This is a genomic window from Microbacterium candidum (genome assembly GCF_030315975.1).
GTDB classification, from domain to species: domain Bacteria; phylum Actinomycetota; class Actinomycetes; order Actinomycetales; family Microbacteriaceae; genus Microbacterium; species Microbacterium candidum.
On record NZ_JASXSZ010000001.1, the window covers coordinates 464498 to 476032 of the forward strand.

At 70.0% G+C, this 11535-nt stretch carries 13 protein-coding genes; 7 read left to right on the forward strand and 6 right to left on the reverse strand.

Features of this window, described 5'->3' with window-relative positions; translation table 11 throughout:
• Positions 1–60: 60 nt before the first annotated feature.
• Positions 61–861, reverse strand: a complete 801-nt coding sequence (locus tag QSV35_RS02265; protein ID WP_286286297.1) for a siderophore-interacting protein — start codon at positions 859–861, stop codon at positions 61–63.
• Positions 861–2132 carry a phosphoribosylamine--glycine ligase gene (gene purD / locus QSV35_RS02270; protein WP_286286298.1) on the reverse strand — a complete coding sequence of 424 codons (1272 nt, stop codon included), beginning with the start codon at positions 2130–2132 and terminating at the stop codon, positions 861–863. Before purD ends, QSV35_RS02265 begins: the two co-directional genes overlap by 1 nt.
• A gap of 54 nt (positions 2133–2186) precedes the next feature.
• Between purD and QSV35_RS02275 the strand changes: the two genes are divergently transcribed.
• Positions 2187–2540: a sterol carrier family protein gene (locus tag QSV35_RS02275; RefSeq protein WP_286286300.1), complete on the forward strand. Its 354-nt coding sequence runs from the start codon at positions 2187–2189 to the stop codon at positions 2538–2540.
• Positions 2541–2816: 276 nt separating this feature from the next.
• On the forward strand, positions 2817–3161 hold the full coding sequence (locus tag QSV35_RS02280; RefSeq protein ID WP_286286301.1) for a potassium transporter Trk: 345 nt from the start codon (positions 2817–2819) through the stop codon (positions 3159–3161).
• A gap of 15 nt (positions 3162–3176) precedes the next feature.
• On the opposite strand, the gene QSV35_RS02285 is transcribed toward QSV35_RS02280, so the two are convergent.
• A complete protein-coding gene (locus QSV35_RS02285) occupies positions 3177–3794 on the reverse strand; it encodes a zinc-binding alcohol dehydrogenase (protein WP_286286303.1) in 618 nt (205 codons plus the stop codon).
• Between the two features lie 152 nt (positions 3795–3946).
• Between QSV35_RS02285 and purM the strand changes: the two genes are divergently transcribed.
• From purM to QSV35_RS02300, 3 genes are all read left to right on the forward strand, one after another.
• Positions 3947–5044, forward strand: a complete 1098-nt coding sequence (gene purM / locus QSV35_RS02290; protein ID WP_286286305.1) for a phosphoribosylformylglycinamidine cyclo-ligase — start codon at positions 3947–3949, stop codon at positions 5042–5044.
• A gap of 15 nt (positions 5045–5059) precedes the next feature.
• A complete protein-coding gene (gene purF / locus QSV35_RS02295; protein WP_286286306.1) occupies positions 5060–6523 on the forward strand; it encodes an amidophosphoribosyltransferase in 1464 nt (487 codons plus the stop codon).
• Between the two features lie 77 nt (positions 6524–6600).
• Entirely contained in the window at positions 6601–7821 is a 1221-nt protein-coding gene (locus tag QSV35_RS02300) for an MFS transporter (protein ID WP_286286308.1), read from the forward strand.
• A gap of 70 nt (positions 7822–7891) precedes the next feature.
• Here QSV35_RS02300 and QSV35_RS02305 read toward each other — a convergent pair whose 3' ends face one another.
• Complete coding sequence (locus QSV35_RS02305; protein ID WP_286286310.1) at positions 7892–8083, reverse strand: DUF3073 domain-containing protein; 192 nt, start codon at positions 8081–8083, stop codon at positions 7892–7894.
• Between the two features lie 178 nt (positions 8084–8261).
• Between QSV35_RS02305 and QSV35_RS02310 the strand changes: the two genes are divergently transcribed.
• Positions 8262–8810, forward strand: a complete 549-nt coding sequence (locus tag QSV35_RS02310; RefSeq protein WP_286286312.1) for a universal stress protein — start codon at positions 8262–8264, stop codon at positions 8808–8810.
• Between the two features lie 188 nt (positions 8811–8998).
• Here the strand turns inward: QSV35_RS02310 and QSV35_RS02315 are convergent, their stop codons facing one another.
• Complete coding sequence (locus QSV35_RS02315) at positions 8999–9604, reverse strand: PadR family transcriptional regulator (RefSeq protein ID WP_286286313.1); 606 nt, start codon at positions 9602–9604, stop codon at positions 8999–9001.
• 1 nt (position 9605) lies between these two features.
• Positions 9606–10472: a DUF4097 family beta strand repeat-containing protein gene (locus QSV35_RS02320; protein ID WP_286286316.1), complete on the reverse strand. Its 867-nt coding sequence runs from the start codon at positions 10470–10472 to the stop codon at positions 9606–9608.
• A gap of 148 nt (positions 10473–10620) precedes the next feature.
• Here QSV35_RS02320 and QSV35_RS02325 point away from each other — a divergent pair, with 148 nt between their 5' ends.
• On the forward strand, positions 10621–11376 hold the full coding sequence (locus QSV35_RS02325) for a MerR family transcriptional regulator (protein ID WP_286286318.1): 756 nt from the start codon (positions 10621–10623) through the stop codon (positions 11374–11376).
• The last annotated feature ends 159 nt before the right edge of the window (positions 11377–11535 follow it).

An 11535-nucleotide genomic window follows, 5' to 3' on the forward strand; every position in this document is an offset into this window, starting at 1 on the left:
TCCCTGCGTTTCGTCTCGGCGGCGGCGCTCCTCGCTCAACGACCGGGGCTCGGCGGGAGATCAGTCCGGGTCGTAGGGATCGATCGGCGCGTGGTGGTCCCAGGCCACGACGCCGCGCCGCCAGTACCCGCTCATCGCGATCTGCTCGGCGGGCAGGCCCAGTTCGCGGCGGAGGTACCGGCGCAGCGGCGCGAGGACGGAGGCCTCGCCCGCCGCGAACACGAAGGTCTCCGCATCCGGAACCAGATCACGGGCCTCATCGACGAGGTCGCCCTCCGCCTCGAAGACCGACACCGCGCGGGTATCGCCGATGTACTCATCGGCAGCCGCGGCGGTCAGGTCGCCGTACACGAGCACATCGACGGCGGTTGATGCGGGGAGGTCGGCCACGAACCGGGATGCCGCCGGAAGCGCCGTCCCATCGACCACGAGCAGGGCGCGCGCCGCATCCTGAGGAGCGCGCGCGGACCCGCGCGGACCCACGACGACGAGCCGATCGCCGACGGCCGCGCGCTCGCCCCATGCGGCCGCGGGTCCGGCGTCGGGGTGGCGGAGGACGTCGAGGTCGAACTCCCGGGTGTCGCCGGCCGGCCGTACGTTCAGCGGGGTGAAGTCGCGGCCGAAGGTCGGCCCGTCGGGCCGGACGATTCCCTCCTCGCCGTCGGCGACGGGAGCGAGCAGCTCGCCCGAGACGGGGTGCGGGAAGAACACCCGCGCGTGGTCGGTCGGGCCGGTCGAGACGAAGTCCGCGAAGTCCGGGCCGCTCAGCGTGACCCGCACGTAGTCGCCGACCGTCGTGACCGCCGTGACGATCGCCTCGCGCGCGGTGAACCGATGCCGGGTGCGCTCGCGCTCGAACATCAGTGCTCCACGACCCGCTCTGCGATGTCGGTGCGGTACTGACCGCCCTCGAGCGTGATGTGCGTGAGCGCGCGGTAGGCGCGATCGCGCGCCTCCGCGAACGTCGTGCCCAGCGCGACGACGTTGAGGACCCGCCCGCCGCTCGCGACGAGACCCGCGTCGGACCGTGTGGTCGCGGCGTGCGCGACGTGGACTCCGTCGACGGATGCCGCGGCATCCAGCCCCGCCAGCGCCCGGCCGACGAGCGGCTTCTCCGGATACCCCTCGCTCGCGAGCACCACGGTGACGGCGGTCGCCTCGGCGAACGCAGGACGCGGGTGGTCCTCGAGGTTGCCGGATGCGGCGGCCATCAGCAGCTCCGACAGCGGGTCGATGAGCCGGGGCAGGACGACCTGCGTCTCCGGGTCGCCGAAGCGCGCGTTGAACTCGATGACCTTCACGCCCTCCTCGGTGATGATGAGGCCGGCATACAGGAGGCCGATGAACGGCGTGCCCTCGGCATCCATGCGTCGCACGACCGGTTCCGCGACCTCGCGCGTGACGAGGTCGACGAACTCCTCCTCGCTGCCGAAGCGACCGTCGAGCCAGGGGAGCGGGGAGTACGCGCCCATGCCGCCCGTGTTGGGGCCGGCGTCGCCGTCGCGGAGGCGCTTGTAGTCCTGCGCGGGGGAGAGCGGCAGCACGTGGTCGCCGTCGCTGAGGAAGAAGAGGGAGACCTCGGGGCCGGAGAGGAACTCCTCGACGAGCACCGGCCCGGTCGGAAGGTACGCCTCGGCGTGCGCGAGGGCCGCGGCGCGATCGGATGTGACGATGACACCCTTGCCCGCGGCGAGCCCGTCCGCCTTCACGACGTGCGGAGCGCCCAGCTCATCGAGCGCGGCCTCCGCCTCGGCGAGGGTGTGCGCGCGGACCGCGCGCCCCGTCGGCACGCCCGCGGCATCCATGATCCGCTTCGCGAACGCTTTCGAGCCCTCCAGCTGCGCGGCCGCCTTGCCGGGGCCGAACACCGGGATGCCCTGGGCGCGCACCTCGTCCGCGACGCCGGCGACGAGCGGGGCCTCGGGGCCGATCACGACGAGGTCGACGGCGTGCTCGATGGCGAACTCCGTGACCGCCTCGGGGCCGTTCGGGTCGAGGGCGACGATCGCCGCATCCTCCGCGATTCCGGCGTTTCCGGGAGCCGCGAAGATCACGTGCTCCTGCTCTTCCGAGCGGAGGGCGAGGATGATGGCGTGCTCGCGCGCGCCCGAGCCGAGGACCAGGATCTTCACCCCGCCAGCCTATCTGCGGGGTTCTCCGTCGGACCCGGGCGTTACCGTGGAGGCGTGGCCCGCGGCATCGACACCGAGACCGGGCGCACCGCGCTCGCGGCGGTGCGCGACGGGTCGGCGGCGCGCACCGACACGGCGACCGCCGTCCGGTACCTCCTGCAGCTCCTCGTCGAGAAGGCGCCGGGGCACACCGTCGAAGTCCGGGTGCCGCCCTTCGGCGCCGTGCAGGTGATCGAGGGCCCTCGGCACACGCGCGGCACGCCCCCGAACGTCGTCGAGATGGATGCCGCGACCTGGATCGCGCTCGCCCTCGGCGACGAGGGGTGGAAGGATGCGGCGGCCTCCGGCCGGATCTCCGCCTCCGGCACCCGCGCCGATCTCTCCGACCTGCTTCCGCTTCGGCCCTGACCCCTCCCGACTCGGTCGTTGAGCGAGGGAGGAACGACCGAGTCGAAACGCGGTGACCTTCCGCGGTCGGCTTGCTGCGTTTCGTCTCGCTTCGCTCGCTCAACGGCCGGTGAAGGGGAGGCCGCGCGGCCGGTCGTTGAGCGAGGGAGGAACGACCGAGTCGAAACACGGTGACCTTCCGCGGTCGGCTCGCTGCGTTTCGTCTCGTCGCTGGCGCTCCTCGCTCGACGACCGGCTCACGGCGACGCGCTCAGGCAGCGGTGGGACAATGGACGCATGTCCGACAAGCAGGAACCCGCAGAAGAAGTCGTGATCGACGACGGCGTCGAGACCGCGACCGTGCGCCGCGCGCCGAAGTACTCGGTGTTCCTCGCTCTCGGCGCCGCCCTCGGCGTGTTCGTCGCGATGATCCTCACCTTCGCGTTCGACGGCCAGGCGAACCCCGCGATCGGCCAGACGATGAGCTTCACGCAGGGTCAGGTCTTCGGCTTCCTCGCCTTGGTCTGCGGGGTCATCGGCCTCGCGCTCGGCGGCATCATCGCGCTCATCTTCGAGCGCACGCTCGGCCGCCGCACGCACAAGGTCGTGGTCGACCGCGAAGAGCACCTCACCATCGACTGACGACGGACGGAGCGATCACGCCAGCTCGGCGATGATCGGGTGGATGGCGGCGTCGAACGCGACGACGTCGCCGCGCAGGCCGTCGGTCACCGCGACCGTCAGCGCGCCGATCCACCACACTCCGCGCTGGGCGAGCGGCAGCACCTGCACGTTGAGCTCGAACGCGTGGGCGCGCCGGCCGACCTGGCGCTCGTGCTCCGCGATGGCGCTCGCATACGCCCGGTAGGACACGCCGGGCTTCGCCGCGGCATCCTTCGCGTACCGCGCGTTGACCGACTGGGCGAACGCGACGGCCGCGGGCCCGAAGGGGAGGATGGCCTCGCGGAGCTCGTCCGCGCCCTCGATCGGCAGCGCGACGAGCGTGTCGAAGCCGTCGACGAGGTCCAGCGGCACGGTGGAGCGATGCCCCTGCGGCTCGACGGTCATCTCCCAGAAGTCGCGCCACTGCGCCTCGAGCACGTCCTGCTCGGCCTCGGTGCGCGCAGCCATGGGCGGCACGGGCGGGATGCCGCGCAGTGCGGGCAGCTCGTCGGGGGAGCGGATGCCGAGCATCTGCCGCAGGTAGAGCGCGACGAGCACCGGCTGACCCGCATCCTCACGGATCACCCATTCCGGAGCCCCGGCGCCGCTCATGCCGCCATTCTAGGACCGGCCATCCCCACCGGATCAGGCACGTCGACTTGCGTCAGAAGTACGACACGCCCGCCGTGTCGCGGACATCTCAGCCAAGTCAACGACAAGGACGTGCGGAAACGGGGATGCTTCCGCCCAGGTAGGCTGGAGTCGTGGCGTCCACCGATCCCTATGCCGCCGCCGGCGTGGACACCGCTGCCGGCGATCTCGCGGTAGAGCTGATGAAGTCGGCGGTCCGCCGCACCCACGGTCCCGAGGTCCTCGGCGGCGTCGGCGGGTTCGCGGGCCTCTTCGATGCGAGCGTCTTCAAGGCGTACGACCGACCGCTGCTCGCGACCAGCACCGACGGCGTCGGCACGAAGGTCGCGATCGCGCAGGCCGTCGACAAGCACGACACGATCGGCCGCGACCTCGTCGGCATGGTCGTGGACGACATCGTCGTGGTGGGCGCGAAGCCGCTGTTCATGACCGACTACATCGCGTGCGGGAAGGTGTTCCCCGACCGCATCGCGTCGATCGTGAGCGGCATCGCGGCGGGCTGCGCGGAGACCGGCACCGCCCTCGTCGGCGGCGAGACGGCCGAGCACCCCGGACTCCTCGGCCAGAACGACTACGACGTCGCGGGAGCGGCGACCGGCATCGTCGAGGCCGACCGCGTCCTCGGCGCCGAACGCGTCGCGGCGGGCGACGTCGTCCTCGCGCTCGCGAGCAGCGGTCTGCACTCCAACGGCTATTCGCTCGTGCGTCACATCGTCGCGGGCGCCGGCATCCACTACGGCGACAACGCGGCCGAGTTCGGCACGACGTGGGGCGAGGCCCTCCTCGAACCCACCCGCCTGTACACGACGCCGCTCCTGCAGCTCATCGACGACCTGCCCGGAGCCGTGCACGCGCTCAGCCACGTCACCGGCGGCGGCATCGCGGCGAACCTCGCGCGCGTGCTCCCGCAGCGCACGCACGTCGAGATCGACCGCTCCACGTGGGCGCCTCCGGCGGTCTTCCAGGTGCTCGCCGAGCGCGGCCGGCTCGACCTCGTCGACACCGAGGGCACGTGGAATCTCGGCATCGGGTTCCTGGTGGTGGTGGATGCGGCGCACGCCGCGGCCGCGGCATCCGCCCTCTCGGCCCAGGGCATCGACACCTGGCAGGTGGGCGTCGTCGGCGACGGAGCACGTCCCGCCGGCGACTGGATCGAGGGCGCCAAGGGCGTCGACGGCGGTGCTGTGCGGCTCGTCGGTTCATACAAGTAGGAGCAGCAGCGGCACATGTGCGGCATCGTCGGAATGGTCGGGCACGACTCGGTCAACCAGGAGATCTACGACGCCCTGCTGCTGCTGCAGCACCGCGGGCAGGACTCGACGGGCATCGCGACCGCCGAGGCGAACGGCGTCATCCACGAGCACAAGGTCAAGGGCCAGGTGCGCGAGGCGTTCCGCACGCGCGACATGCGCGCGCTCCTGGGCAACATCGGCCTCGGGCACGTGCGCTACGCGACGAAGGGCACCGCGTCGAGCGAGGAGGAGGCGCAGCCGTTCTACGTGAACGCGCCGTACGGCATCGTCCTCGTGCACAACGGAAACCTCACCAACACGCGTGAGCTCACCGACGAGCTCTTCCACAAGGATCGCCGTCACCTCAACACGAGCTCCGACACCGAGCTGCTGGTCAACGTCCTCGCCAACGAGCTGCAGGCATCCATCTCCGGTCTCCAGCTCGACCCCGAGCAGGTGTTCCAGGCCGTCGCCCGCGTCCACGAGCGCGTCGAGGGCTCGTACGCCGCGATCGCGCTCATCGCCGGATACGGGCTCCTCGCCTTCCGCGACCCGTTCGGCATCCGTCCGCTGATCCTCGGCGTGCGCCGGTCGGAGGACGACTCGCGCGACGAGTGGACCGTCGCCTCCGAGTCGCTCGTCCTCGACAACGCGGGCTTCGAGGTCGTGCGCGACGTCGAGCCCGGCGAGGCGGTGTTCATCGACCTCGACGGCAGGCTCTGGTCGCGCCAGTGCGCGGCGGACCCGAAGCTCCTGCCCTGCTCGTTCGAGTACGTCTACCTCGCCCGGCCCGACTCGGTCATGAACGGCATCGCGGTCTACGAGTCGCGGCTGCGCATGGGGGAGCGGCTCGCCGACACCATCGCGAAGTACACGCCGAAGGACGCGATCGACGTCGTCATGCCGATCCCGGACTCGTCACGGCCCTCCGCGATGGAGGTCGCCCGCAAGCTCGGCATCGAGTACCGCGAGGGCTTCTACAAGAACCGCTACGTCGGCCGGACCTTCATCATGCCGGGCCAGGCGGTGCGCAAGAAGAGCGTCCGCCAGAAGCTCAACGCGATGCCGAGCGAGTTCGCCGGCAAGAACGTGCTGCTGATCGACGACTCGATCGTCCGCGGCACGACGAGCCGCGAGATCATCCAGATGGCACGGGATGCGGGAGCCAAGACCGTGACGTTCGCGTCCGCCGCGCCGCCCGTCCGCTACCCGCACGTCTACGGCATCAACATGCCCTCGCGGCACGAGCTCGTCGCGTACAACCGCACGATCCCGGAGATCGCCGAGGAGCTCGGCTGCGACTACCTCGTGTACCAGGAGGTCGAGGACCTCAAGGCCGCGATCCTCGAGGGATCGGACATCACCGACCTCGACATGAGCTGCTTCGACGGCCGCTACGTCACCGGCACCGTCACCGAGGAGTACCTCGCGTGGGTGGAGGGCTCGCAGGAGTCCTGAGCCCGGCGCGTCCGGTCGGCGTCGGTGCCGAGAACCGGTATTTGGTATACCGAAAGTTTCAAGCGTAAGCTTGGCTGGTGAGTCAACCTGTCCGCCCCCTCTGGCACGGGCGGGTTCTCGCCGTCTTCGGCATCCTGCTGATGGCCTTCTCGATGCGATCGGGGGTCGCATCCCTCTCCCCGATGCTGAAGCTCATCGAGGCGGAGGTGTCGATCCCCGCGTGGGTCGTCGGCCTCATCGGCACCGCTCCGCCGCTGTGCTTCGCGCTCGTCGGCATGGCGACTCCCGCGCTCGAGCGGCGGTTCGGACTGCAGAAGCTCGCGGTGGTCGTGATGTCGGTCGTGACGATCGGCATGACCGCGCGGGCGTTCTCGTCGTCCGCGTGGATGCTGCTGGCTTCGACGATCGTGATCTTCGCCGCCGTGGGCGCAGGCAACGTGCTGCTCCCGCCGCTCGTGAAGACGTACTTCCCGGATCGCATCGGCCTCATGACGGCCCTGTACGCGACGATGCTCGCGACCGGATCGTTCCTCCCGCCGCTCGTCGCGGTGCCGGTCGCCTATGCCACGGACTGGCACGACTCCCTGCTCGTGTGGGGCGTCTTCGCCCTCGCCGGACTCCTGCCGTGGATCGGTCTGCTCCGGCGCCGCACGGCCACGGACGATCTGGAGCGGACCCGCGCATCGGTCACCGGACGCCTGTGGCGCCTGTCTCTGCCGTGGGCGCTCGTCGTGACGTTCGCCGCATCCTCGATCTACGCCTATGTCTCGTTCGGCTGGCTGCCCGCGATCATGACCGACCTCGCCGGTGTCGACGCCGTACAGGCGGGGCTTCTCCTCGCCCTCTTCGGCGCCGTCGGCCTGCCGTGCTCGCTGCTCATCCCGGTGCTCGTCGCCCGCTACCGCAACTCCGTCGGCGTGCTCCTGGCCATCGGCATCCTGGGCGGCCTCATGGGGGTGGCGGGACTCACGTTCGCGCCCGCAGCCGCGCCCTGGCTGTGGGCGATCGGACTCGGGCTCCTGAACCTGCTCTTCCCGCTCGTGCTCGTCCTGCTGAACCTGCGCACACGCACGCACGAGGCATCCGTCGCTCTGTCGAGTTTCGTGCAGAGCCTCGGCTACGGGATCGGCGCGGCCGTGACCTTCCTCGTGAGCCTGCTGCACGCCGCCACCGGGGGATGGACCGCCGTGCTCATCACCCTGGCGGTCGTCGCCCTCGTGGCGGCCCCCGCGGGCATCGTCGTCGTGCGCCCGCATACGGTCGAAGCCGACTGGGAGCGTCACCACGGCAAGTGGTGACGTGCTCCAGCCGGCTTCAACACCTCGACGGGCTCGGTGACCGAGCCGGACGTCGAGGACCAGACGAAGATCAGACCGCGGAGTACTGGTCTTCTTCTTCGTCCTCGTCGTCGTACTGGTCAGCCCACTTGTCGACGTACTGCTCGCCGTCCTCGTGGTGACCGAGCTCACGCTCCAGCGCGGCGTAGTTCACGCTCGGGCTGTAGGACTTGAGTTCACGGGCGATCTTGGTGTGCTTCGCCTTCTGACGGCCACGCCCCATGCGCAACCCCCTCATATTGACTCGCGGGCTCCTCGCGGGTGCCCGACGCATTCACGAAATCCGGCTTCGCACCGGGAAGAGTAGCATTCAGGATAACACGCGGCCCTCGTGACCCGGCCGCCAGGCCGAGGTGGGGAACCGCGATTCGGCCGCGTTGCCGAAAGAAGGGCCGCCACATATGTCGGACGAGGCATCCATCACTCCCGAGTCGGCCGATGACGGGGTGAAACCGGATCCGGCTGCGCACGGCGCAGTGATCGTCGGCGTCGTCCCCGGCCAGTCGGCGCGGGTGCTCAAGGAGGCCGCGCGGTACGCCAAGCTCTTCGGCGCGCCGCTGGTCGTCGCCCACGTCGACGTGACCCGCTTCGTCACCTACGAGGACCCGGACGGCTACGTGCACTCGGCGCCGATCGACATCAATGTGGTCGCCGGCGAGTCGGATCTCACGGCCGTGAAGGATGCCGCATCCGAGGCTCTCGGCGATTCGGACCTGCAGTGGTCGGTGCAGCAGCTCGTGGGCGACCCGGCGCTCGCGATGAAGCATCTGGCCGAGCAGATCGACGCCCGGCTCCTCGTCGTCGGCACGCGCAAGCGCGGGATCGGCGAATCGATCCGCGAGTTCTTCACCGGGTCGGTCGCCGCGCGCCTCACGCATCGGCAGTCGCGTCCGGTCCTCGTCATCCCGCTCGGCGAGCCCGTGCCCGACGACCAGGACGAGTGGGTCTGACCCGACCGACTCGCGTCTCGGTCGTCGCGCGGCACCCCCACGCCGCACCCCCACCAAACCGGGACTTCTGGTCGAAACCGGGCGCGTCACGGGGTGTTTCGGCGCGAACCCCCGGTCTCGCGTGAGACAGAGGGTTCGCGCGGGGAGATCGCGCTGAGACACGGGGTTCGCCGGCGATGACGGACGCGTCAGCGGCGGATCGCGCGGGTGATCTCGCGTGCGGCGGCGTCGAGGGCCGTCGTGAGGTCGTCGACGACGGATGCGGCGAGCTCGCCGCCGCGGGCGACGTAGGTGCGCAGATCGGCGCGCACCTGCCCGCGGAACTCGTTGATCGCGGCATCCGCCCGGCGCAGCTCCTCGCGGCTGCGCACGCGCGGGTCGTCCGAGGCGGGCGGGGCTTCGCGCGCCGGCTGTGCCGTGCGCGCGGCCGCGAGGTCGGCCTGGAGGCTCTTCATCGCCTCGCGGACGCTGCCCCGCACTTCGTCGGCGATGAGCCGCACCGAATCGGCCAGCCCCGCCTCGATGCCCTCGAGGTCGGCCTGGCGAGCATGGACCTCGGCGTGGCCCGCCGGAGTGATCGCGTAGACGGTCTTGCGGCCGTCCACGGTCTTGGTCACGAGGCCCTCCTCCTCGAGCTTCGCGAGGCGCGGGTATACCGTTCCGGCGCTCGGCGTGTAGGTGCCGCCCGTGCGGTCGGCGAGGGCCTGCATGAGGTCGTACCCGTGCCGCGGCTCCTCGTCGAGGAGGCTCAGGAGGTACAGACGCAGATCTCCGTGGGAGAAGACGGGAGCCATGTCAGGCCAGCCCTTCCACCGGCGCGTCCGCGTCGGCCGTGTCGCGGCGCAGCACTGTGAGATCGCCGGAGACCGAGTTGACGCGCACGTCGACGAAGCTGCCGCTGAGCTCGCCGACCGATCCGGAGTAGCTCGTGCCGACTCCGAAGCTGCCGCTGATGGCCGCCGCACCCGACCGCTTGACGCCGTCGATCACGACCTTGCCGCTGACGCTGCGGGCGACGTAGTTCGCAGGGACCGCCGCATCCAGGCGCACCATCGCGTTGCCGCTGACGGAGTTGAGGCTGACCTGCGTGATCGGGCCGCGCGCATCCACCATCATGTCGCCGGAGACCGAGTCGATGAAGATCTTGCGGACGGCGCCGGTGGTCGCGACGTCGCCCGACACGGTGTTGGCGTTGAGCGAACCGACGAGCTCGCGGATCTGCACGTCGCCGGAGACGCCGTTCAGAGCGAGGTCGCCCGTGACGCCGTCGACGATGATGTCACCGGAGACCGTGTTGAGCTTCGCGTCCGACGTGATGCCCGAGACGAGCGCGCTCGCGCTCACGACACCGAGCGTCAGGGCGATGTGGCGGGGGACCGCCACGCTGATCTCCGCCTTCGGCCCTGACGAGCTGAAGTTGCGGAAGACCTCGAGGAAGTTGTCCCACCCGAGCTGGGGGTGATCGATCTCGACGAAGTCGTCGTTCGCCTCGATGCGGAGGTCCTTCTGCGTCACGTTGTGCACCTCGATGCGCACGCCCGGCTCGTCGTGGGCGACCACGTCGACCTGCCCGCCGACGAGGCCGATCTTCATCCGGCGGATGTCGTCGAGGTCGATGACGCGCGTCTCCCCCGGGTGGATGAGCCACTTCTCCTGAGCCATGTCCTGCTCCTTCTGTGTTGAGAGTCGATTCGCGATATATCGCGTGTGACGAGAATAACACGATATATCGCGTCTATGTCAAGAAGTCCGCTTGACATTGACGCGACGTCAACCTCTAACGTCGATGGCGAAGGGAAGGAGGAGGCCGATGGACCGGTCGATCCAGGATGTGGCCCGCCTCGCAGGCACCACGAGCCGCACGCTGCGGCACTACGACGACGTCGGGCTGCTGCCTCCGTCGCGCATCGGACACAACGGGTACCGGTACTACGACGACGGATCGCTCGTCCGGCTGCAGCGGATCCTGCTCCTGCGCGAGCTCGGCCTCGGGCTGCCGCAGATCGCCGACGTGCTCGACCGCTCGACGGACGAGGCGGACGCCCTCACGACCCACCTGGCGCTGCTGCGTCAGGAGCAGGACCGGCTGACGCGGCAGATCGCGTCGGTCGAGCACACCATCGATGCACTGAGAGGAGGTGAAAGACCCATGGCAGAGAACATGTTCGACGGCTTCGACCACACCCGGTACAAGGAGGAGGTCGAGGAGCGCTGGGGCAAGGACGCCTACGCCCGCAGCGACGCCTGGTGGCGCTCGATGAGCGCAGAGGAGAAGGTGCAGTGGCAGGAGCGCGTCTCGCAGCTCTCGAGCGACTGGACGGATGCGGCGGCCCGCGGCCTCGCACCGGACGGCGACGAGGCGCAGGCGCTCGCGAAGCGCCACGTCGAGTGGCTGTCCTCGATCCCCGGCACGCCTGCCGGCGACGGAGGGAACCTCAAGGCGTACGTCACGGGACTCGGCGACATGTACGTCGCGGACCCGCGGTTCGGCAAGAACTACGGCGGCCTCGAGGGGGCGACCTTCGTGCGCGACGCCCTGCGCACGTACGCGGACGCCAACCTGTAGCGAGCCGCGGTCGTTGAGTGAGCGAAGCGAGACGAAACGGGGTGAGTTGAGAGATCGGCTCACTGCGTTTCGTCTCGGTCGTGCCTCCCTCGCTCAACGACCGTGAAGCTTCAGAAGTGCTCATGGGATACTGAACCCGATACGTCTCCGTATCGACTC

Coding starts and splice junctions, on each gene's coding strand:
- QSV35_RS02285 (WP_286286303.1), bottom strand. CDS start 3,794: ATGAGCGGCGCCGGGGCTCCGGAATGGGTGATCCGTGAGGATGCGGGT.
- QSV35_RS02280 (WP_286286301.1), top strand. CDS start 2,817: ATGTCCGACAAGCAGGAACCCGCAGAAGAAGTCGTGATCGACGACGGC.
- QSV35_RS02325 (WP_286286318.1), top strand. CDS start 10,621: ATGGACCGGTCGATCCAGGATGTGGCCCGCCTCGCAGGCACCACGAGC.
- QSV35_RS02310 (WP_286286312.1), top strand. CDS start 8,262: ATGTCGGACGAGGCATCCATCACTCCCGAGTCGGCCGATGACGGGGTG.
- QSV35_RS02265 (WP_286286297.1), bottom strand. CDS start 861: ATGTTCGAGCGCGAGCGCACCCGGCATCGGTTCACCGCGCGCGAGGCG.
- QSV35_RS02315 (WP_286286313.1), bottom strand. CDS start 9,604: ATGGCTCCCGTCTTCTCCCACGGAGATCTGCGTCTGTACCTCCTGAGC.
- QSV35_RS02305 (WP_286286310.1), bottom strand. CDS start 8,083: ATGGGGCGTGGCCGTCAGAAGGCGAAGCACACCAAGATCGCCCGTGAA.
- purF (WP_286286306.1), top strand. CDS start 5,060: ATGTGCGGCATCGTCGGAATGGTCGGGCACGACTCGGTCAACCAGGAG.
- QSV35_RS02320 (WP_286286316.1), bottom strand. CDS start 10,472: ATGGCTCAGGAGAAGTGGCTCATCCACCCGGGGGAGACGCGCGTCATC.